The organism is Actinomadura rugatobispora (genome assembly GCF_055379765.1).
In genome coordinates, this window is sequence record NZ_AP029191.1 from 12187803 (window position 1) to 12208873 (window position 21071).

Here is a 21071-nt window from a genome sequence, read left to right on the forward strand (position 1 = left end):
GCCATCCCCCGCGCCGGCCCGGCCACCCGGTTGCGCGACCATTGCTCGCACAACACCGGAAACGCATGGAAGCAGGTGTGGCAACGATGGTTCGGCCCCTTGAGGGAATCGTGGTCCTGGCGGTGGAACAGGCCGTCGCGGCACCCATCTGCACCCGCCATCTCGGGGATCTGGGCGCCCGGGTCATCAAGGTGGAGGACCGCCGCCGCGGCGACTTCGCCCGCGACTACGACACCGTGGTCGGCGGTATGGCCGCCCACTTCGTCTGGGCGAACCGCAACAAGGAGTCGGTCGCCCTCGACCTGAAGGAGCCCCGGGGGCGGGACATCCTGGACCGCCTGGTGGAGGGGGCCGACGTCGTCGTCCAGAACCTGGCGCCCGGGGCCTCCGCCCGCCTCGGGCTCGGCGCCGACGAACTGCGCGCCCGCCACCCGCGCCTGATCGTCGTGGACATCTCCGGATACGGACGCGGCGGACCCTACGCGCAGGCCCGCGCGTACGACCTGCTGGTCCAGGCCGAGGCCGGGTCCTGCTCCATCACTGGCACCCCGGAGGCACCGGCCAAGCCGGGCATCCCCATCGCCGACATCGGGGCCGGGATGTACGCCCTGTCGTCCATCCTGGCCGCCCTGTTCGTACGCGAGCGGACCGGAGAGGGGGCCTCGATATCCGTCGGGCTCTTCGACGCCGTGGCCGAATGGATGGGGTTCGCGCTCAACCAGGCCCGCTACGGAGGCGAGGACCTCCGGCCGAACGGCCTCAGCTCGCCGATGGTCGCGCCGTACGGCGCCTACGGGACGGCGGACGGCCAGGTCCTCGTGCTCGGCACCACCAACGACGGTGAATGGCGGCGGCTGGCGAAGGACGTGCTCGGCCGGCCCGACCTGGCGGAGGATCCCCGGTACGCGCGCAACAGCGACCGGGTCGGGCGCCGCGCGGAACTGGACGACCTGATCGCGAAGTGGGCGGCCGGGCATCCCCTGGCGCACTGCCGGGCCGCGGCGGAGGCGGCGGGCCTCGGCCATGCCCGGCTCAACTCCCCGACCGACGTGCTGGACCATCCGCAGCTGACCGAGCGCGGCAGGTGGCAGCAGGTCGGCTCGCCCGTGGGGTCTGTGCAGGCCCTGCTGCCGCCGCCCGAGTCCGCGGGCTGGGACTGGCGGCTCGATCCCGTGCCCGGTCTCGGCGAGCACACCCGCCCCGTCCTGCGCGAGCTGGGCCTCGGAGAGCAGGAGCTGGACCTGCTGGAGCGCGACGGCGTCATCGGCCCGCACGCCGCGCGACCCGGTGCCTGACGCCCTCACCACAGGAGATACATCTAGATATCTTCAATCCCCGGGGCGACCTTCAACATCTAGATGTTTGGCGGTAGCTTGTTCGCGAGGACCGCTACCGGGACCCGGTGCTCGCCGCCGCGAACGACCTTGAGATGGTGGTGTGCATGCACGTCGGCTCGTCGTCGCAGATTCCCCCCGTCTCACCGGAGTCGCCGTTCACGGCCGACCTCACGAGGGGTGCCGAGCGCGTGCTCCGTTCCAGCCCCGCACCCCCGCCCGTCCTCGCTCATGCCTGAGGAGAGGAGCCACATGTCCCAACAGATACCCTTCGTCGACTACCTGGTGCTCGGCGAGAACCCCCACCTGGTCGCGAACGAGTGCGCCGCCTGCGGCGCGCGCTTCTTCGACCGCCGCAACGCGTGCGCCGCGTGCGGCGCGACCGGGTTCCGGAAGGCGCAGGTCGCCACCGCCGGGGAGGTGCGCGCCTTCACGATCGTGACGGTGGCGGCCCCGGGCGTCCCGGTCCCGTTCGTCGCCGCCACGATCGACTGCGAGGGCACGAGCGTGAAGGCGAACCTGGTGAAGGTGACCCCCGACCCCGAGCACGTGAAGCTGGGAATGAAGGTGCGGCTGGCGACCCATTCCCTCGGCACCGACAGCGCAGGCACCGAGGCGATCGGCTTCGGTTTCGAACCTCTGGAGACGGCGATCGATGGCCAGTGACGACATCTGGATCCTCGGGATCCACATGACCAAGTTCGGCAAGCACCCCGACAAGGACACCGTCGACCTCGCGGCCGAGGCGGCCCTGGGCGCGCTGGCCGACGCCGGCGTGACGATCCGGCAGATGGGCGTGCTGGCCGCCGGCAACCTGATGGCCGCGGGCGCCGGCATCGGCCAGCAGCTGCAGAAGCAGATCGGGCAGACCGGCATCCCGGTGTTCAACGTCGCCAACGCCTGCGCGACCGGGGCCACCGCGCTGCGCACCGCCATCATGGCGATCAAGGCCGGCGAGGCGGACTACGGGCTCGCGGTGGGCGTGGAGAAGCTGTCCGGCGCCGGGCTGCTGGGCCAGCCGTCCAAGGCCAAGGACGACGGGAACTGGACGCCGTCGGGCCGGTCGGGCGCGGTGGCCTCCCTCGAAGGGCGCGTCGGCACCGGCACCATGCCCGGCGTGTTCGCCCAGATCGGCCAGGAGTACGGGCACAAGTACGGGGGGACGAGCTTCGAGCTGTTCGCCCGCATCAGCGAGAAGAACCACGCCCACTCCACGCTCAACCCGCTGGCCGCCTACCAGAAGCGGTTCACGCTCGAGCAGATCATGAACGACGTCATGATCTCCTACCCCAACACCCGGCCCATGTGCTCGGCGAACTGCGACGGCGCCGCCGCGGCCGTCGTGGTGAACGGCGCGACGCTGAAGACGCTGTCCAAGGAGCAGCAGCGCCGGGCCGTCAAGGTGTCGGCCTCGGTCCTCACCTCCGACCCGTGGCAGGAGGCGTGCCAGGTCCTCCCGGACGTGAACACGCTGACGCGCAACGCCGCCCGCCAGGCCTACGAGCAGGCCGGGGTGAGCCCGGAGGACCTGAACCTGGTGGAGCTGCACGACTGCTTCGCCACCGCGGAGCTCGTCCACTACGACAACCTGATGCTCTGCCCGGAGGGCGGCGCGGCGGACTTCTTCAACTCCGGCGCGACGTGGCGCGACGGGTCCACGCCGGTGAACGTCTCCGGCGGGCTCCAGTCGAAGGGCCACCCGATCGCGGCGACCGGGATCGCCAACATCTGGGAGGTCTGCCACCACCTGCGCGGCGAGGCGGGCGGCCGCCAGATCGAGGGCGCCAAGGTCGGCCTCGCCCACGTGATCGGCCTCGGTTCGGCCTGCGGCGTGCACATCCTCGAGCGCGCCGCGAGCTGACCCGACCGTCCGCGGGACGCCCGGGAACGCGAACGCCCCCGCCCGGCACGGGCGGGGGCGTGACCGCCCTACCTTCTCACCGCGGCGTCAGGAGCCGCCGCCGAAGAGCATCGACCCGAGCGGGTGCCCGTAGTCGAACGCGTACTCGTGGAGCCGGCCCGCCTCCTTCTGCAGCTCCTCGATCGTCCACTTGCCGTCCTTCTTGAGGGTGTCGACGATCGCCCAGGGGTGGAAGAGGTGGATCTCGCCGCCCATGACGAAGAACGCCCGGCCGTTGATCGGGCAGTTCTCGGTGGCCAGGTAGGCGACGAACGGCGACACGTTGCCGGGGTCGAGCATCGACCACTCGCCCGGCTCGGCGGCGGCCTCGCCCGCCCCGACCGTCGCCGTGAGCCGGGTGGCGGCCGCCGGGGCGATGGCGTTGACGCGCACCCCGTACCGGCCGAGCTCGGCGTTGGCGATGATCGAGAACGTGGCGATGCCGCTCTTGGCCGCCCCGTAGTTGGTCTGCCCGGCGCTGCCGAACAGCCCCGAGGTGGACGAGGTGTTGATGACCGACCGCGCCCCGGTCCGGCCGGCCTTCGACTGCTCCCGCCAGTAGCCGGCGGCGATCCTGGTCGGGCAGAAGTGGCCCTTGAGGTGCACCTTCATGATCGCGTCCCACTCGGGCTCGCTCATGTTGACCAGCATCCGGTCGCGCAGGATGCCGGCGTTGTTGACCAGGACGTGCAGGTCGCCGTAGGTGTCGACGGCCTGCGCGATGAGCCGCTCGGCGCCGTCCCAGGTCGAGACGTCGTCGCCGTTGGCGACCGCCTCGCCGCCCGCGGCCTTGATCTCGTCCACGACCTGCTGGGCCGGCGAGGCGTCGGCGCCCGACCCGTCGGGGCCGCCGCCGAGGTCGTTGACGACCACCTTCGCCCCCTCGGCGGCGAACAGCAGCGCGTGCTCGCGGCCGATGCCGCGACCGGCTCCGGTGATGACGCAGACGCGGTCTGTCAGGGCGTTCATGTCGCTCCATTCGTCGTACGGAGAAATACAGCTATATATTTAGTCTAGAAACATCTAGATATTATTGGTTAGGGTCGGGGCCGGCGCAACAGTGCGCGACACGGGAGGTGCGAGCGGCGTGACCGACGACGACCGGGTTCTGATGGAGCGGGACGAGGAGACGGGAGTCGCCCGGATCACGCTGAACAACCCCGGGCGGCGCAACTCCTACGACCCCGCGATGCGCCGGCGGCTGGCGGCCTGCCTCGACGAGGCCGCGCTGGACGACGCCGTCAAGGTCGTGCACCTGCGCGGCGCGGAAGGGGTCTTCAGCACCGGCGCCGACATGGGCAACGCCTACGCCTGGTACGGGGACGGCGCCCGCGCGGGCAAGGACGGCCAGGGCGAGGACGGCGCGAAGAAGCGGCGGCGGCCCAGCCAGCGGCGGCGCCTGACCGTCGACCGCAAGACCTTCGGCTTCTACCACGACTTCATGGGGTACCCGAAGGCCACGGTCGCGGAGGTGCGCGGCTACGCCCTCGGCGGCGGCTTCGAGCTCGCGCTCATGGCCGACATCGCCGTGGTCGCGCGGGACGCGCGGATCGGCATGCCCGCGACCCGCTTCCTCGGGCCCGCCCTGGGGTCGCTGCACCTGTTCTTCCACCGCCTGGGGCCGGTGCTCGCGCGCCGGCTCCTCCTCACCGGCGACGTCATCCCCGCGTCGGCCGTCGAGCACCTGGGCGTGTTCACCGAGGTGCTGGACGACGACCGCGTCGAGGCCCGCGCGGACTGGTGGGCGCGCAAGGTGGCCAAGATGCCCGCCGACGGCATCGTCATGGCCAAGGAGGCGTTCCGGCTGGTGGAGCAGATGCAGGCCTACCAGGGCGAGGAGGTGGCCAGCTACCTCTTCCACGCCTTCGGCACCAACCTGCAGTTCGAGGAGGACGAGTTCAACTTCGTGAAGGCGCGCGCCCAGCACGGCACCAAACGGGCCTTCCAGCTCCGCGACGAGCACTTCGAGATCCCCGAGCCCTGAGCCCGTGCGGTGGTCAGGCGTCGCGGACGAGCAGATCGACGACCCGCGCCGCCTCCTGCCCCAGCATGACCCGCCCGACGACGGCCATGTGGGTCCGCCAGTGGTCCTCGGCCGCCGGGTCCCCGGCCTCCAGCAGTTCCAGCAGCCTCCGCTGGGAGCGCAGGCCGCGCCGCCGCGTCGCCAGCGACCCCACGACATCATCGGCATCGCTCACCGCCATGACGGAACGCACCACGATCTCGTTCAGCATCTCGATCACGATCGCCAGCGTCCGGTTCCCGCCCAGCGACACCAGCCGCTCGTGAAAGCGCGCGTTGGCGACCGCGAACCGCTCCGGGTCATCGATCACCTCTTCCTCCCGGACCACCAGGGCGCGCAGCTCGGCGATGGCCGTGCGGCGGTGCCGCCGGGCCGCGATCGTCCGCGCGGCCAGGGGCTCCAGCAGGGTCCGGGCCTCGAACACGTCCGCCAGCGACACGTTGCGCGAACGCAGCAGCAGCGACCCCGTGCGCGCCGTCATCCGCTGGTCGGGCCGGTGCACGATCACCCCGCCGTGGACGCCGCGCACGACGGTGATCAGCCCGTCCGCCTCCAGCAGCCGCAGCGCCTCGCGCAGCGACGGCCGCGACACCCCGAAGCGCTCCACCAGCTCGGGCTCGCGGCCCAGCGAGTCGCCCTCGCCGAGCTCGCCACTGACGATCATGGAGCGGATCTCGTCGGCGATCTGCTGGGGCTTCCCCCGCGAACGGCCTCTGTCGTGCTTGTCGGCAACCACCTGAACCGTCCCACGTCGGCTGGGTCGAGAGCATATCCTGCCGCCGGTTCAGTAGTGGTTCGCCAGATCCACGACCGCCGGGGCCTGCTGGCCGAGCAGCACCCGTTTCACCGCCTGCATGTGGGACCGCCAGTGCTTCTCGGCGGCCTCCCCGTCGCCCTCCTCCAGCAGCACCAGGAGGCGCTCCTGGGAGCGGACGCTGCGCCGCCGCGTCGACAGCGAGCCGACCGCGTACCCGTCCTGGCGGACCGCGGTGACGGCGCGGACCACGATCTCGGTGAGCATCTCCGCGACCACGCCCAGGGTCTGGTTGCCGACCAGCGACACCAGCGTCTCGTGGAAGGCGGCGTTGGCCAGCCGGAACCGCTCGGGGTCGCCGATGGCCTCCCACTGCCGCGCGATGATCGGGCGCAGTGCGTCGACGGCGGCCCGGCGGTCGCTCATCCCGGCGATCGCCTTGGCGGCCAGCGGCTCCAGCATGGCGCCGGCCTCGAACACGTCGGCGAGCGGCACCTCGTTGGCCTGGAGCACCAGGGCGGCGCTGCGGGCCGCGATCCGCTCGTGCGGCTCGTGGACGACGACCCCGCCGCGCACGCCGCGCACGATGGTGATCAGCCCCTCGGCCTCGAGGATGCGCAGCGCCTCGCGCAGCGACGGCCGCGACACCCCGAAGCGCTCCACCAGCTCGGGCTCGCGGCCCAGCGAGTCGCCCTCGCCGAGCTCGCCCGCCGCGATCAGGGACCGCAGTTCGTCCGCGATCCGGTGGGGCTTCTCGCGAGGCGGACCTCCGTTCCCCTTGCCGTCGGCCACTCGTCCTCCATCGCCGCACCCCGTGACGGTCCCGATTTTAGCGAGCGGCGGACGGCCCCGGCGCCCTGGAAGAGGCCCGGCTCCGCGTCGGCGCCGGTCCGCACGCGGTCAGGGCGCCGCGCACCCTTGACAGGACACAAGTGCAAATGTGTATGGTCGCGATGTCGACGACCCCACCCCGTCCCCTTCCACCCCGTGAGCCGGCGGGCGCCGTCCGGCTCCACCGTCCCGCCCCTGGCGCGCGGACCCGTCTCCGTCCCCTCGCAGGCGGGCGCCCCGCGCGTCCGGGTTCCCGCGCGAACGCACCCACCGACGGACGTGACGCATGCACGAGGTAAAGCAGCCGCAGACCGCCCCGCAGGGAGCCGCCCGAGTGGCCGACCTGTGCGAGGTGGACCTCTCCGATCCCCGCACCTACACCGCGGGCCCGCCGCACGCGGCCTTCGACGTCCTGCGCGAGCGGGCGCCCGTCGCCTGGCAGGACGAGCGCCAGGTCGCGCAGCGGGCGAGCGAGGTCTCCAGCGGGCTCGCCGCCCCGCCCTCCCCCGGCTTCTGGGCGGTGACCGGCCACCGGCTCGTGCACGATCTGTCCCGGCAGCCGGCGCTGTACTCCAACTACCTCGGCGGGGTCCAGCTGTTCACCGCCGACGAGCTCACCCTGGCCGGGCTGCGGCTGATGATGCTCTTCATGGACCCGCCGGAGCACTCCCGGCTCCGCAAGATCATCTCGCCGGCCTTCGCGCCGAAGGCCATCCAGTCGCTGGGCACCACCGTCCAGCGGCACGCCCGGGAGATCGCCGACGACATCGCCGGGGCCGGCACGGTGGACCTGGTCACCACCGTCTCCAAGGAGCTCCCGACCCGGGTGCTGGCGGACCTGCTCGGGATGCCCGAGGAGGACCGCCACCTCATCGTCCAGTGGTCGGACGCGATGATCGGCTTCGAGGACGCCGAGCTCGCCGGCGACCCGGCCGCCGCGGCGGAGACCTTCGGCGAGGCGATCAACTACGGCAAGCAGGTCGCCGCCGACCGCCGAGCCCGGCCCACCGACGACATCATGTCCGCCATCGCCAACGCCGAGGTCGACGGCCAGCGCCTCAGCGACGACGAGTTCTGCATGTTCTGGATCCTGCTGGTCATCGCCGGCAACGAGACCACCCGCAACTCGCTGTCGGGCTCGGTCCTCGCGCTCCAGCAGCAGGGCCTGTGGGACGAGCTCGTCCGCACGCCGGGACTGCTCGCCACCGGCACCGACGAGCTGGTGCGCCACGTCTCCCCCGTGATGCAGTTCCGGCGGACCGCGGCCGAGGACGTCGAGCTCGCCGGGCAGCACATCAGGGCCGGCGACAAGGTCGTCCTGTGGTACACCGCCGCCAACCGCGACCCGAACGTCTTCGCCGACCCGCACACCCTGGACCTGACCCGCGACCCCAACCCGCACCTGGCCTTCGGCACCGGCCCGCACTTCTGCCTCGGCTCCCGCCTGGCCAAGCTCGAGATCTCCATCATGCTCACCGAGCTGCTCTCCCGATACCCGCGCCTGAGCCTGGACGGCGACGCCCGCCGCATCACCTCGAGCTTCATCGCCGGCATCGACCACCTCCCGGTCTCCCTCGGATGACCCCGCCCACGCACACCAGGCCCGCACAGATCCGGTCGGCGCGCACCCGGCCCGCTCCGGTCCGGCCCCCGCAGACCCGCCCCGCACCGACCCGTCCCGCACGCACACCGCCCGCACAGGCCACGGAGGCGCCATGACCACTCACGCGACGGCCGCACTCCAGGCGCTGCCCACGGCGGGAACCGACCCCGGCCGGCCCGCCGTCATCTGCGACTCCGGCGAGACGCTCACCCACGGCGAGCTCGCCGACCGCGCCTCGCGGCTGGCCGGCGCGCTGAGGGAACGCGGCATGCGGGCGGGCGACGTCGTCGCGATCCTGTCCGAGAACACCCCCGCGTACCTGGAGATGACCTGGGCCTGCCGGATCTCCGGGCTCTACTTCGTCACCCTCAACAGCCATCTCGGCGCCGCCGAGATCGCCCACATCATCGGCGACTCCGGGGCCCGCGCGCTGCTGGCCTCGGCGAACCTCCCCGTCCACGCGGAACTCGGCCCCGACCTCGCGCCCGGCGTCGGGCACCGGCTCCTGCGGGGCGGCGCGTCCCCCGGCTGGGAGGACTACGAGAGCGTCCTCGCGAGCGCCCCGCACTACGAGCGCGACACCGAGTTCGAGGGCGACCTGCTCCAGTACTCCTCGGGGACGACCGGACGGCCCAAGGGCATCAAGCGCCCGCTGCGCCCCGCCCCCGCGTCCCCGGCCGAGGACATGTTCACCCTCCTGGTCGGGCTCATCGGCGTCGACGGGGACTCCACCTACCTGTGCCCCGCCCCCCTGTACCACTCCGCGCCCATCATCTGGACGATGACCGCGCTCAGGGTCGGCGCGACCGTGGTGCTGATGTCCAGGTTCGAGCCCGGCAAGGCGCTGCGGCTGATCGAGGAGCACCGGGTCACCCACGGGCAGTTCGTGCCCACGATGTTCACCCGCATGCTGAAGCTCCCGGAGGCGGAGCGGCTCCGCCACGACGTGTCGAGCCTGCGGGGCGTCGTGCACGCCGCCGCGCCCTGCCCGGTCGAGCTGAAGCGGGCGATGCTCGACTGGTGGGGGCCGATCGTCCACGAGTACTGGTCGTCCTCGGAGGGCGCCGGCTTCACCTTCATCACCCCGGACGAGTGGCTGGCGCGGCCGGGCTCGGTCGGCCGCTCCCTGATGGGCGCCCTGCACATCTGCGACGACGAGGGCCGGGAGCTGCCCGCCGGCGAGACCGGCGTCATCTGGGCCGAGGTCGCCGCGGGCTTCACCTACCTCAACGACCCCGGGAAGGACGCCGAGACGACCAGCGCGCAGGGCTGGCGCAGCGTGGGCGACGTCGGGCGGCTGGACGAGGACGGCTACCTGTACTTGACCGACCGCGCCTCCTTCATGATCATCACGGGCGGGGTGAACGTGTACCCGCAGGAGGCCGAGAACCGCCTCCTCGAACACCCGAAGGTGTACGACGCCGCCGTGCTCGGCCTGCCCGACCCCGATCTCGGCGAGATCGCGGTCGCGGTCGTCCAGCCGGTCGACCCGGCGGGCGCCGGGCCCGAACTGGCCGCCGAGCTGACGGACTGGTGCACGTCCGCTCTGGCGCGGTACAAGTGCCCGCGCCGCGTCCAGTTCGCCGACGCGCTCCCGCGCTCGGACACCGGCAAGCTGTTCAAGCGGCGGCTGCGCGAGCAGCTGCTGGCGGAGACGGCGGGGACCTGATGGATCTGGCGCTGCTCCCGGAGGACGAGGAACTGGTCTCCGTCCTGGACGCCGCCCTGGCGAAGGAGTCCTCGGCCGACCGCGTCAGGGCGGCCGAGGGCCTCGGGTTCGACCCGGCGCTCTGGACGACGCTGAACGGGATCGGCGTGCCCGCCCTCGCCCTCGACCAGGACGACTGCACGGCGCTGCGGCTCGTCCTGATCGCCGAGACGGCCGGCCGCCATCTCGCCAGCGCGCCGGTCGTCGAGAGCCTGGTGACCGCGCGGCTGCTCCGGCGGTGCGGCGGCCCTGCGGCGGACGCGCTCGCGGCGCGGTGCGCGGACGGGCGGATCGCGACCCTGGTCCCGCACCCCACGCGCGGGCGGGCGGCCGAGCTCGTGCCCGCCGGCGCGGTGGCCGAGATCGTGCTCGCCTACGACGGCGGCGCCCTCACCGCCGTCCTCGCCGAACCGCCGATGGCCGCCGCCGCCAACCTCGGCGGCATGCCCCTCGCCGACCGCGACCTGTCCGGGGAATCGGGCGGGGCCGAGGTCGAGACGGTCGCGCGCGCCGAACCGGCCCGCCTGGCCTTCGAGGCCGCGCGGTCCGAGTGGCAGCTGCTGACGGCCGCGCAGCTCGTCGGCCTGGCGGCGCGGGCGCTGGAGATCGCGGTCGCCTACGTCCGGGAGCGGCGGGTGTTCGGCCGGCCGGTCGGGTCGTTCCAGACCGTCTCCCACAAGCTCGCCGACCACGCGACGGCGGTCGACGGGGCGCGCCTGCTCGTCCGGGAGGCCGCCTGGGCCGCCGACGCGGACGACCCGCGCGCCCGCGCGCTGTCGGCCATGGCCTTCTGCTACGCGGCCGAGCAGGCCGTCGCCGTCACCGCGGACGCGCTGCACTTCCACGGCGGCTACGGATTCACCACCGAGTACGACATCCAGCTCTACTACCGGCGCGCCCAGGCCTACCCGCTCGTGTGGGGGTCGGTGCAGCGGGAGTACCAGCGCGTCGCCGACCACCTGTTCGGCGAGGCCGGAGACCGGCGAGGCGGACGCCCATGAACTTCGAACTCGGCGCCGACAGCGAGGCCTTCCGCCGGGAGGTCGCCGCGTTCCTCGACGAGCACCTCACCCCGGACGTGCGCGACCGCGTGCGGGCGAGCGGCTCCATGCACGACTGGGAGCTGCACCGCGCCCTCGCCGGGCGCGGCTGGCTGGCCGCGGGCTGGCCGAAGGAGTACGGCGGCCAGGGCCGCAGCCCGCTGGAGCTCATGGCCATGCGGGAGGAGCTGAAGAAGCGGCACGCGCCGACCGAGGGCATGGGGATGACCGTGCTCGTGGCGCGCACCCTCCTGGACGCCGGGTCGGAGCGGATGCGCGCCGAGATCATCCCCCGCGCGATCAACGGCGAGATCCTGATCTGCCTCGGCTACACCGAGCCGCAGGGCGGCTCGGACGTGGCGTCCGCCCGCACCAGGGCCGAGCGGGACGGCGACGGCTGGGTGATCGACGGCCAGAAGGTGTTCACGACCCTGGCCGAGGAGGCGCACTACGTCTTCCTCCTCACCCGCACCAGCACCGAGGGGCCCAAGCACCGGGGGCTCACCATGTTCCTGGTGCCGATGGACACGCCGGGCATCGAGGTCCACCCGATCCGGACGCTGGGCGGGGAGCGCACCAACACCGTCCACTACACCGGCGTCCGGGTGCCCGACAGCGCCCGCGTCGGGGCCGTCGACGGCGGCTGGGACGTGCTGATGACGGCGCTGACCTACGAGCGCAGCGGCGTCGGCGACGATTCGCGGCTGCTGAACACGATCGTCGAGGCGGCGCGGGACGCGGCTCGCGAGACGGAGGGCGAGCGCGGCGCGGCGCACTCGGCGTCCATCGACGACCCGACCGTGCGCGAGCGGCTGGCCCGGCTCGCGATCGACGTCGAGGTCGCCAAGCTGCTGGGACGGCGCAGCTGCTGGATCGAGGCGACCGGCGGGATCCCGACCGTCGAGGCGTCGATGCACAAGCTCTTCCACGCCGAGTCCCGGCTGCGGTTCTCGTCCGTGCTGCTGGACCTGCTGGGCCCGCGCGGCCTCCGCGAGGTCGGCGATCCGCTGGCCGTGGCCGGCGGCGCGTTCGCCGAGGAGTTCCGGCACGCGGTGATCATGCCGATCTGGGGCGGGTCGAGCGAGGTCCAGCGCCGCATCATCGCCGAGCGCGGCCTGGGCCTGCCGCGCTCGCAGTGAGGCGGTGAGGCAGTGAGGACGCCACGAGAGGAGAAACGTCCATGCCCATGACACTTGGCGGCCGGCCGTTCCGGCCGTTCGACGCCGACAACCACTACTACGAGTCCGTGGACGCCTTCACCAGGCACCTCGATCGGAGGTTCCGCCGCCGCGGCGTCCAGGTCGTGCAGACCGGCGACCGGACGATGATCCTGATCGGGGAGAAGGTCAACCGGTTCATCCCCGACCCGACCTTCGATCCGGTGCTCGTCCCGGGCGCGCTCGACCCCTACTTCCGCGGGGAGATCCCGGAGGGGGTGGACCCCGACAGCCTCCGGGTGGTCGAGCCGATCCACCCCGAGTACCGCGACCGGGACGCGCGGGTCGAGCAGGTCGAGGCGCAGGGGCTCGATCTCGTGCTGCTCTTCCCCACCCTGGGATGCGGGGTGGAGCAGGCGCTGCGGCACGACGTCCCCGCCACGATGGCGACGCTGACGGCGTTCAACCGGTGGCTCGAGGACGACTGGGGGTTCGCCTACCGGGACCGGCTGTACGCCGCGCCGATGATCTCGCTGGCCGACCCGGCCGCCGCGCCGGTGGAACTGGACCGGGTGCTGGACCGCGGCGCCCGCGTGGTGTGCGTGCGGCCCGCGCCCGTCCCGGGTGCGGACGGCCGGCCCCGCTCCCTCGGCGACCCCGCGCACGACCCCGTCTGGGCGCGGCTGGCCGAGGCCGGCGTGCCGGTCGCCTTCCACCTCTCCGACAGCGGCTACACGCACATCTCGGCCGCGTGGGGCGGACCCGCCGACTACGACCCGTTCCACATCGATCCGCTGACCAAGCTCGTGATCAGCGACCGCGCGATCCACGACACGATCGGGTCGCTGATCATCCACGGCGTCTTCGACCGGCATCCCGCCCTCAAGGTCATGAGCATCGAGAACGGGGCACCCTGGGTCCCGCTGCTGGTCAAGCGGCTGCGGAAGCTGGCCAACCAGCAGCCGCGCCGCTTCGCCGCCGATCCGGGCGACACGCTGCGCGAGCACGTCTGGGTGGCGCCGTACTTCGAGGACGACGTCGCCGAGCTCGCCGGGGCGATCGGCGTCGAGCGGGTGCTCTTCGGGTCCGACTGGCCGCACGGCGAGGGGCTCGCCGAGCCGACCGACTTCACCAAGCAGCTCGGCGGGTTCGACGACGCCGCGGTCCGCCGGATCATGCGGGACAACCTGGCCGAGTGCCTCGGCATGCCCGTCGGCGGCTGAGCGCCATGGCCCACACCGAACCCGGCACCGACGAACCCCCGGTCCGGTACCTGCCCGGCACGATCGCGCACCTGGTGTTCAACCGGCCGCGCGTCAAGAACGCGCTCGACGCCGAGTCGTGGCGGCTGCTGGCGGAGGCGCTCGAACGGTTCGAGCACGATCCGGACGCCCGCGTGCTCGTCCTGTCCGGCGCGGACGGGGAGTTCTGCTCCGGGGCCGATCTGTCCGGCAACATCAACGCCTCGTCGGAGAAGGTCTCGGCGAAGATGCGGGAGATCTCGCCGATCATCGTCCGGCTGCACGCCATGCCGAAGCCGACGCTGGCGAAGGTGGACGGGGTGGCCGTCGGCGTGGGCATGAGCATCGCGCTGGGCTGCGACATCGTCCTCGCCTCGGACCGCGCGCGCTTCGGGGCGGTGTTCTCCCGGCGCGGCCTGACCCCGGACGGCGGGCTGAGCTGGCTGCTGCCCCGCGTCGTCGGCGCCCACAAGGCCAAGGAGCTCACCCTGTTCGGACGGCTGGTCGACGCCGCCGAGGCCCGCGAGCTGGGCCTGGCCAACCTCGTGGTCCCCGCGGACGAACTCGACGCCGTGGCCGACGACTGGTCGGAACGGCTCGCCCAGTGCGCGCCCGGCGCCGCCGCGGACACCCTCGGCCTCATCGACGGCGCCTGGAACAGCACGTTCACCGAGGCCCTGGAGAACGAGGCGGCGGCGCAGCGGCGCGCGGTCGCGGCGGTGCGGGCGGGCAGGAGCGCGGAGCGATGAGCGACCTCATCAAGGAAACCTTCCCCAACGCCTCGCGCACCGGGTTCGGACGCTCGCTCATCGCCCCGGGCGGGCGGTTCGCGGTCGTCGAGGAGGACGTCCTGGGCGAGCGGATGGCCGTGTTCGCCGACCGGGCCGCCTCGATCCTGGAGCTGCTGACCACCGCCACGGCGGCCTACCCCGACCGCGAGTACCTCGCCGACGAGGACCGCCGCCTCACCTACCGCGAGCACCTGTCCGCGGTCGCCGAGCTGGCGCGGATCCTGCGCGAGGAGCACGGGGTGGAGCCCGGCGACCGGGTGGGGCTGATCGCCGCCAACTGCATCGAGTGGGTCATCGGCTTCTGGGCCGTGCTGGCCGCCGGCGGCGTGGTCGTGGCGATGAACGGCTTCTGGAGCGACCCGGAGATCGAGGCCGCCGCGGCGCTGGTGGCGCCGCGCCTCGTGCTCGGCGACGACCGGCGGCTGGAGGCCGTGGCGCGCGCCGCGCCCGGCCTGCCCCGGCTGCGGTTCACCCCCGAGCTCTACGACCGGATCACCGGCGCGGGCGCCGCGCCGCCGGCGGTGCCGGCGGCGGAGGAGGACGACCCGGCGGTGCTGATCTTCACCAGCGGGACGACGGGCCGCCCGAAGGCCGTCGCGCACAGCCACCGCTCGGTGGTCGGGTTCGTCGCCTGCAACCGGTTCAACACGCTGGTGCGGGCCGGGGCGATGCCCGCGGCGCCGCCCCCGCCGGCGCGCGTCCTGGTCACCCCTCCCCTGTTCCACCTGTCCGCCCTGTACGGGGCCGTCCTGATGTTCACCGTCTCGGGCGGGCTGCTGATCATGCGCCCGGGACGGTTCGGTGAGGAGCGCACGCTGCGCGCGATCGAGTCCGAGCGGGTGACGGTGTGGCTGTCGGTCGGGAGCGCCGCGCCCCGGGTCGCCGCGCATCCGGAGCGCGACCGGTACGACCTGTCCAGCCTGGCGAGCGTGGTGGTCGGGGGCGCGCCGATGAGCCCGGCGGTCAAGCGGCAGCTCAGCGAGGCGTTCCCGTCCGCGGCGGCGGGCTTCCGGATGGGGTACACCAGCAGCGAGGGCGGCAGCATCGTCGCCAGCATCGGCGGCGCCGACTTCATCGCCCACCCCGAGTCGACCGGGCCGCTGCAGGACGGCGTCCAGGTCTCCGTCCGCGACGGGGACGGCACCGCCCTCCCCCTCGGGTCGGAGGGCTTCGTCCACGTCCGGAGCCCGTACACGATGCTGGGCTACTGGGACGATCCGGAGGCCACGGCGGAGGTGTTCGGCCCCGGCCGGTGGCTGGCGATGGGGGACATCGGGCGGATCGAGGACGGGCTGCTCTACGTCAACTCCCGGGCGGGCGATCTGATCTTCGTCTCGGCGGAGAACGTCCACCCGTCGGAGGTGGAGTACCGGCTGGAGGCCCATCCCGACGTCGAGGAGAGCGCCGTCGCCGGGATCGACGACCCCGTGACCGGGCAGGCGGTGATGGCGTTCGTGGTCCTGCGGGAGAAGGCCGCCGCCGGCGAGCGGGAGCTGGCCGACTGGTGCCGGTCGGCGCTGCCGCCGTACAAGGTGCCGACGGCCTGGCGGCTGCGGACCGAACCGCTGCCCCGGAACGCGGCGGGGAAGGTGCTGCGCACCGCGCTGCTCGCCGCCGAGCCCGGCCCCGGGAGGACGGCGCCGTGACCGGGCCCGGAGTGATCGACTGCCTGGTCAACGTGGACTTCGGCGACCGCGCGCAGCCGGACTGGATGGTCCGCGTCAAGGAGGACTACTTCAGGGCCGGGGACGAGATGCTGGAGAGCACGTCCCGGGAGGCCCTCATCGAGGAGATGGACGCCAACGGCGTCACCCGGGCGATCCTCCTGACCGGTCTCGCCGAGCCCTCGAAGCGCGCGCTGTCCTACGTGGAGGCGCGCCCGGACCGGTTCGCGCTGGGCATCGGACGGCTCGACCTGCTCAAGCCCATGCCGACGCTGCGGGCGCTCGACGCGTTCCGCCGCTCCCATCCCGTCGCCTACGCGCAGGTGGGGCCGAGCTTCTGGGGCGACGGCCGGTATCCGCCGAGCGACGCGGTGTACTACCCGCTGTACACCAAGTGCTGCGAGTGGGACCTCCCGCTCTGCCTGGCCACCGGGCTGCCGGGTCCGCCGATCGCCGGTGAGGCGCAGCACCCCATGCATCTGGACCGCGTCTGCCAGCGCTTTCCCGAGCTGAGGCTGTGCATGCACCACGGCGCGGACCCGTGGTGGGACGTGGCCATCCGGCTGATGATGAAGTACCGCAACCTCCGGCTGATGACCTCCGCCTGGTCCCCGCGCCGCCTGCCCGAGCCGCTGCTGCGCTACATGCGCGGCCGGGGCCGCGACCGCGTGATCTTCGCGTCCGACTCCCCGGTGCTGCCGATCACGCGCTGCGTCACCGAGGCGCGCGCCCTGGACCTTCCGGAGGACGTGCTCGCCGCCTTCCTCGGCGGCAACGCCGCCGGGTTCTTCGGTCCCGGAGCGTGACCGGCGGGCGCCGACCGGCGCCGCACGGCCCGGCCGACTATGCTCGGCAGCACGCCATGGGGCTGGTTCATGGCGCCGGGTTTTCGACGGGGAGCGGTTCGTGCGGCCACCTTTGCTTGCGGAACTCGTGGCCGCGCGGCTGAGGGAGAGGATCCTCAACGGCGAGCTGCGCGAGGGCGACGTCCTGCCGCCGCAGGAGCAGCTCATGGCCGAGCTCCAGGTGAGCTTCGGCGTCCTCCGCGAGGCGCTGCGGATCCTGGAGAACGACGGGCTGCTCCTGGTCCGCCGCGGGAACGTGGGCGGCTCCGTCGTCCGCGCCCCCAAGGTCGGGCGCGCCGCCCAGATGATCGGCATGCTGCTGCAGGCGCGGCTCACCACGGCCGCCGACGTCAGCACCACGCTCACCCGGATCGAGCCGATCTGCGCGGGCATGTGCGCGGCCCGTCCCGACCGCGCGGAGACCGTCGTCCCGGCGCTGCGCGCGATCCTGGACCGCCAGCTGGCGGAGATCGACGACCTGGACGCCTACGTGCCCAACGCCCGGCGGTTCCACGAGGCGATGGTGGAGCTGTGCGGCAGCGACACCATGATCGTGGTGGTCGGCGCGCTCGAGGCGATCTGGTCGGCGCACGAGTCCGCGGTCTGGAGCACGGTGGCCACGGGGCACGGCCCGGCCCGGTCGGCGGCGGCCGAGGCCGCCGACGCCGAGTCCCCGGACGCGCCGATGTCGCGCGCGGTCCGCCGCGACGCGATCCGCGCGCACGAGAACCTGCTGGCGGCGATCGAGGCCGGGGACGGGGACCGCGCGCAGACGCTGGCGGCGGCGCACCTGTCGCTCGCCCGTGACAACACGCTGGCGTGGGCGGAGAGCACGACCATACGCGCCGCGACGATCACCCCGGCGCTCGACTGACCGGCACCCGGAGCGGAGCGCCGGCGGAGTGGAGGGTGGCGGTCAGTCTGCTCTTGCCGGGGAGTCTGAGGGGTCGCCCCCTCAGAATGTCACCACCGGCACCCGGAGCGCTCCCGCTCAGCGGGCGAGCAGGCGCTGGAGGGCGGCCTTGTCGACCTTGCCGCTGGCGACGCGGGGCACGTCGGCGCCGGCCGCCAGCACCCGCAGGACGCCGGGCACCTTGACCGCGCTCAGCCGCTCCCGCAGCGCCGCGCGCACGCCGGCCTCGTCCAGCGGCGCGTCGCGGTCCGGGACGACGGCCGCCGCGAGCAGCGCCGCGCCGTCCGGGCCCGCGAGGTCGGTGACGAACGCGTGCCGGACGCCGGGGACGCCCAGCAGTGCGGCCTCCACCTCCGACGGGTACACGGTGACACCGCGGATCTTGAGCATGTCGTCGAGGCGGCCGTGGTACCACAGGCGCCCATCGTCGCCGAGGTGCCCGAGGTCTCCCGTCCGGTACCAGCCGTCCCGGGTGAAGACCTCCTCGCGGGACCGGCCGCACATGCCGCGCATGAGGTTGGGGCCGCGCACCCAGATCTCGCCGTGGTCGCCCGGCTTCGCCGGTTCCCCGGTGCCGGGGTCGGCGATCCGTACCCGCACCCCCTCGAACGGCGTCCCGCAGCTGCCCCACGCGTCGGGCGGCATGTCGCGGTCGACGGGGTCGCCGCAATAGGGCCCGAAGGTCTCCGTCATCCCGAACAGGTTCGCCCGCGACCCCGGCCGGCCCCGCAGCTCCGGCGGCAGGACGCCGGCGAGGCTGCCCGGCCGCAGGGACGATAGATCGGCTTCGGCGGCGCGCGGATGGGCCGCGAGCCGGGCGGCCTGGTCGGGCCAGCCGCGGAACAGCGTCGCGCGCTCGCGGGTCAGCAGTTCGAGCGTCTGCTCGGGTTCGGGGACGGCCTCGGTGAGCAGCGTCGCGCCCGCGACGAGCGCGGTGAGCAGGCCGCCGCCGAATCCGCCCATCCAGAAGAACGGCATCGGGATGTACAGCCGCTCCTCCGGCCGCACGCTCCGGGCCGCCAACCCGGAGGCCACCGCGCGCAGGGCGTTGCCGTGGGTGTGGATGACGCCCTTCGGCAGTCCGCGGCTCCCGGAGGTGAACATGATCGCGAGATCGTCGGCGGGCCTGGCCCGGCTCTCCAGGGCGGCCGCGAGGTCCCGGTACGGGGCGGCCGGCGCGGGCCGGGCCCGCAGCTCGTCCCAGCGCCAGGCCGACCTCAGCGCGGGGAGCCTGGGCGTGCGCCCGTCCTCCGCGCCGAGGGGCAGCAGCTCCGCGAACTCCTCCAGGTAGTCGCGGCCGCGGAACCCGTCGACCAGCACCAGCCGCTCCACCGCGGCGACGCGCAGCTGCTGTTCGAGCTCGGGCGGGCGCGACAGCGTGCTGAGCGGGACGAGGACGGCGCCGATGCGCATGGCCGCGAAGGCGCAGACGGCCCAGTCGATGCCGTTCTCCATCAGCAGCCCGACCCGGGTGCGGCGGCCGACGCCGTGTGCGGCGAGCACGGCCGCCAGGTCCCGGGACGCCCGGTCCAGCCCGGCCCAGGTGATCCGGTCGGTGACGGTCACCAGGGCGTCCAGGCCGGGGGCGTCCGCGGCGAGCCGGGCGAGCGCGGCGGGCATCGTCTGCGGGGTGTCAGCGGTCACCGAACAACTCCTCGAGGGCGCTCATGTCGACCTTGCCGCTGGAGCGCAGCGGCACCTCGTCGACCGGCACGGCACGGACCGCGCGGGGGATCTTGTACGGCGAGAGGACCGGGGCCAGGGCGGCGCGCAACCCCGCCGCGTCCGGCGGCGGCCCCTCCGCGCTCTCCTCGCCGTCCGCGCCGCCGACGACCAGGACGGCCGCGACGATCTGGCCGCGGTCGGCGTCGGGCAGGCCGAGCACGTACGACGAGAGGCCGGTGGCGGTGAGGATCGCGTCCTGCACCTCGGCCGGCGACACGCTCGCGCCCGACGTCTTGATCAGGTCGTCGCCGCGGCCGAGGAAGTACCAGTGCCCGTCCTCGTCGGTGCGGGCCGCGTCGCCGGTGTGGAACCAGCCGTCCTCGTCGAAGGCGTCGAAGCGCTCGACGCCGAGGTAGCCCCGCATGAGCGCGGGACCGCGCAGCCACAGCTCGCCCTTCTCCCCCGGCGGGAGGTCGGCGCCGCTCTCCGGGTCGACGATCCGGGCCTGGTATCCGGGGACCGGCCGCCCGAACGAGCCGCGCCGGCCCTCCGGCAGGTCCTCGTCGTGGTCGTCGGCGAGCACGACGCTGCCGCCCTCGGTGATCCCGAGCATGTTCGGCCGCAGCCCGGGATCGGCGGGCCGGGCGCTCTCGGGCATGATCGGGTAGAGGTTGCCGCGGCGGATGGACGACAGGTCGCGGCGCGGGTAGCTCGGGTCGGCGGCCAGGGCCGCGACCGACGAGGCGTAGCCGTTCACCATCGTGGGCCGCTCGCGCTCGATGACGTCCAGCACCTTGGACGGCTCGGCGGCGCGCGAGCAGACGAGCGTCGCCCCGGCGAGCAGCGTCCCGAGGAGGGTGTAGGAGAAGCCGCCGATCCAGAAGAACGGCGAGTTGGAGAACAGCACCTCGTCCGGGCCGTAGTCGCGCATCGCGTTCAGCACGCGCAGGTGGTCGAGCAGCGCGCCGTGGGTGTGCACGACGCCCTTCGGGGCGCTCGTCGAGCCCGAGGTGTGCACGATCACCAGGTCGTCCGACGGCGCCACGTCGGCCTCGACGGCGGCGAGGAGGTCGTCGCCGACCGCCTCGCCCGCGCGCGGCAGGCCGGCACCGTCCTCGCCGGCCCCGGCGGTCTCGCCGAGGAAGAAGACCCGGCGCAGGTTGGGCGCGGCGGTCGACGGCAGCGGCGGCGGCCGGTCCGTGTCGAGGCCGATGGCCTCCGCGAGCAGGGCGCGGAAGTCCTTGGAACGGTAGGAGGGCGCGGCCAGGAGGAGGGCGGTGTCCGAGCCGTCGACCAGGGTGTGCAGTTCCGCGGCGGTGGACATCGTGCTCATCGGGACGGCCACGGCTCCGATCCGGGCCGCCGCCAGGGCGCCGAGCACGAAACCGGCCCCGTTGGGCATCAGCAGGCCGACGTGGGTGCCGCGGCCGGCGCCCGCAGCGATCAGCTCCTTGGCGAGCCGGCCCGACGCCTCGAAGGTCTCGCGGTAGGTCAGCCGCTCGTCATCGCAGACCAGGAAGGTGCGGCCGGGGACGTCGGACGCCCTCAGCCGCAGCACCTCCCCCACGGTGCGGGCGTCCTCGTTCACATGCGCGGTCATGG

General features: G+C 73.5%; 18 protein-coding genes. 13 read left to right on the forward strand and 5 right to left on the reverse strand.

Annotated elements, in window-relative coordinates; genetic code table 11:
- Positions 1 to 86 precede the first annotated feature (86 nt).
- The 3 genes from ACZ466_RS54725 (at position 87) to ACZ466_RS54735 (ending at position 3195) form a co-directional block, all read left to right on the forward strand.
- Entirely contained in the window at positions 87 to 1295 is a 1209-nt protein-coding gene (locus ACZ466_RS54725; protein ID WP_378281947.1) for a CaiB/BaiF CoA transferase family protein, read from the forward strand.
- Between the two features lie 291 nt (positions 1296 to 1586).
- Positions 1587 to 2000, forward strand: a complete 414-nt coding sequence (locus tag ACZ466_RS54730) for a Zn-ribbon domain-containing OB-fold protein (protein WP_378281946.1) — start codon at positions 1587 to 1589, stop codon at positions 1998 to 2000.
- Positions 1990 to 3195 carry a thiolase family protein gene (locus tag ACZ466_RS54735; RefSeq protein WP_378281945.1) on the forward strand — a complete coding sequence of 402 codons (1206 nt, stop codon included), beginning with the start codon at positions 1990 to 1992 and terminating at the stop codon, positions 3193 to 3195. The genes ACZ466_RS54730 and ACZ466_RS54735 overlap by 11 nt, the downstream gene beginning before the upstream one ends.
- A gap of 87 nt (positions 3196 to 3282) precedes the next feature.
- On the opposite strand, the gene ACZ466_RS54740 is transcribed toward ACZ466_RS54735, so the two are convergent.
- Entirely contained in the window at positions 3283 to 4203 is a 921-nt protein-coding gene (locus tag ACZ466_RS54740) for an SDR family oxidoreductase (RefSeq protein ID WP_378281944.1), read from the reverse strand.
- Between the two features lie 118 nt (positions 4204 to 4321).
- Between ACZ466_RS54740 and ACZ466_RS54745 the strand changes: the two genes are divergently transcribed.
- A complete protein-coding gene (locus ACZ466_RS54745; protein ID WP_378281943.1) occupies positions 4322 to 5218 on the forward strand; it encodes an enoyl-CoA hydratase/isomerase family protein in 897 nt (298 codons plus the stop codon).
- 13 nt (positions 5219 to 5231) lie between these two features.
- Here the strand turns inward: ACZ466_RS54745 and ACZ466_RS54750 are convergent, their stop codons facing one another.
- Together ACZ466_RS54750 and ACZ466_RS54755 are read right to left on the reverse strand one after the other, a co-directional pair.
- A complete protein-coding gene (locus ACZ466_RS54750; protein WP_378281942.1) occupies positions 5232 to 5993 on the reverse strand; it encodes a FadR/GntR family transcriptional regulator in 762 nt (253 codons plus the stop codon).
- A 48-nt stretch (positions 5994 to 6041) separates the two neighbouring features.
- Positions 6042 to 6803 (reverse strand): FadR/GntR family transcriptional regulator, encoded by a 762-nt coding sequence (locus ACZ466_RS54755; protein WP_378281941.1) that lies wholly within the window; start codon positions 6801 to 6803, stop codon positions 6042 to 6044.
- A 325-nt stretch (positions 6804 to 7128) separates the two neighbouring features.
- On the opposite strand from ACZ466_RS54755, the gene ACZ466_RS54760 reads away from it, so the two are divergent.
- The 9 genes from ACZ466_RS54760 to ACZ466_RS54800 all read left to right on the forward strand — a co-directional run bounded on the left by ACZ466_RS54760 (position 7129) and on the right by ACZ466_RS54800 (position 17765).
- The gene (locus ACZ466_RS54760) at positions 7129 to 8424 is read left to right on the forward strand and encodes a cytochrome P450 (RefSeq protein ID WP_378281940.1); all 1296 of its coding nucleotides are present in this window, start codon (positions 7129 to 7131) and stop codon (positions 8422 to 8424) included.
- 133 nt (positions 8425 to 8557) lie between these two features.
- Positions 8558 to 10114 carry an acyl-CoA synthetase gene (locus ACZ466_RS54765; RefSeq protein ID WP_378281939.1) on the forward strand — a complete coding sequence of 519 codons (1557 nt, stop codon included), beginning with the start codon at positions 8558 to 8560 and terminating at the stop codon, positions 10112 to 10114.
- Positions 10114 to 11154 (forward strand): acyl-CoA dehydrogenase family protein, encoded by a 1041-nt coding sequence (locus ACZ466_RS54770; RefSeq protein WP_378281938.1) that lies wholly within the window; start codon positions 10114 to 10116, stop codon positions 11152 to 11154. The genes ACZ466_RS54765 and ACZ466_RS54770 overlap by 1 nt, the downstream gene beginning before the upstream one ends.
- Complete coding sequence (locus ACZ466_RS54775) at positions 11151 to 12332, forward strand: acyl-CoA dehydrogenase family protein (protein ID WP_378281937.1); 1182 nt, start codon at positions 11151 to 11153, stop codon at positions 12330 to 12332. Before ACZ466_RS54770 ends, ACZ466_RS54775 begins: the two co-directional genes overlap by 4 nt.
- 41 nt (positions 12333 to 12373) lie before the next feature.
- Complete coding sequence (locus ACZ466_RS54780; protein WP_378281936.1) at positions 12374 to 13573, forward strand: amidohydrolase family protein; 1200 nt, start codon at positions 12374 to 12376, stop codon at positions 13571 to 13573.
- Between the two features lie 5 nt (positions 13574 to 13578).
- Entirely contained in the window at positions 13579 to 14340 is a 762-nt protein-coding gene (locus ACZ466_RS54785) for an enoyl-CoA hydratase/isomerase family protein (protein ID WP_378281935.1), read from the forward strand.
- Positions 14337 to 16028, forward strand: coding sequence for a class I adenylate-forming enzyme family protein (locus tag ACZ466_RS54790; protein ID WP_378281934.1), 1692 nt, complete (start codon positions 14337 to 14339; stop codon positions 16026 to 16028). The genes ACZ466_RS54785 and ACZ466_RS54790 overlap by 4 nt, the downstream gene beginning before the upstream one ends.
- Complete coding sequence (locus tag ACZ466_RS54795; RefSeq protein ID WP_378281933.1) at positions 16025 to 16852, forward strand: amidohydrolase family protein; 828 nt, start codon at positions 16025 to 16027, stop codon at positions 16850 to 16852. The genes ACZ466_RS54790 and ACZ466_RS54795 overlap by 4 nt, the downstream gene beginning before the upstream one ends.
- Positions 16853 to 16952: 100 nt before the next feature.
- Positions 16953 to 17765, forward strand: a complete 813-nt coding sequence (locus ACZ466_RS54800) for a FadR/GntR family transcriptional regulator (RefSeq protein WP_464042505.1) — start codon at positions 16953 to 16955, stop codon at positions 17763 to 17765.
- Between the two features lie 117 nt (positions 17766 to 17882).
- On the opposite strand, the gene ACZ466_RS54805 is transcribed toward ACZ466_RS54800, so the two are convergent.
- Positions 17883 to 19448, reverse strand: coding sequence for a class I adenylate-forming enzyme family protein (locus ACZ466_RS54805; RefSeq protein WP_378281931.1), 1566 nt, complete (start codon positions 19446 to 19448; stop codon positions 17883 to 17885).
- Positions 19438 to 21069, reverse strand: coding sequence for a class I adenylate-forming enzyme family protein (locus ACZ466_RS54810; protein ID WP_378281930.1), 1632 nt, complete (start codon positions 21067 to 21069; stop codon positions 19438 to 19440). Before ACZ466_RS54810 ends, ACZ466_RS54805 begins: the two co-directional genes overlap by 11 nt.
- Positions 21070 to 21071 lie beyond the last annotated feature (2 nt).

Excerpts from the sequence above, each read along its gene's own strand:
- ACZ466_RS54725 (WP_378281947.1), top strand. The coding sequence starts at position 87 with ATGGTTCGGCCCCTTGAGGGAATCGTGGTCCTGGCGGTGGAACAGGCC.
- ACZ466_RS54730 (WP_378281946.1), top strand. The coding sequence starts at position 1,587 with ATGTCCCAACAGATACCCTTCGTCGACTACCTGGTGCTCGGCGAGAAC.
- ACZ466_RS54735 (WP_378281945.1), top strand. The coding sequence starts at position 1,990 with ATGGCCAGTGACGACATCTGGATCCTCGGGATCCACATGACCAAGTTC.
- ACZ466_RS54740 (WP_378281944.1), bottom strand. The coding sequence starts at position 4,203 with ATGAACGCCCTGACAGACCGCGTCTGCGTCATCACCGGAGCCGGTCGC.
- ACZ466_RS54760 (WP_378281940.1), top strand. The coding sequence starts at position 7,129 with ATGCACGAGGTAAAGCAGCCGCAGACCGCCCCGCAGGGAGCCGCCCGA.
- ACZ466_RS54765 (WP_378281939.1), top strand. The coding sequence starts at position 8,558 with ATGACCACTCACGCGACGGCCGCACTCCAGGCGCTGCCCACGGCGGGA.
- ACZ466_RS54770 (WP_378281938.1), top strand. The coding sequence starts at position 10,114 with ATGGATCTGGCGCTGCTCCCGGAGGACGAGGAACTGGTCTCCGTCCTG.
- ACZ466_RS54775 (WP_378281937.1), top strand. The coding sequence starts at position 11,151 with ATGAACTTCGAACTCGGCGCCGACAGCGAGGCCTTCCGCCGGGAGGTC.
- ACZ466_RS54780 (WP_378281936.1), top strand. The coding sequence starts at position 12,374 with ATGCCCATGACACTTGGCGGCCGGCCGTTCCGGCCGTTCGACGCCGAC.
- ACZ466_RS54785 (WP_378281935.1), top strand. The coding sequence starts at position 13,579 with ATGGCCCACACCGAACCCGGCACCGACGAACCCCCGGTCCGGTACCTG.
- ACZ466_RS54790 (WP_378281934.1), top strand. The coding sequence starts at position 14,337 with ATGAGCGACCTCATCAAGGAAACCTTCCCCAACGCCTCGCGCACCGGG.
- ACZ466_RS54810 (WP_378281930.1), bottom strand. The coding sequence starts at position 21,069 with ATGACCGCGCATGTGAACGAGGACGCCCGCACCGTGGGGGAGGTGCTG.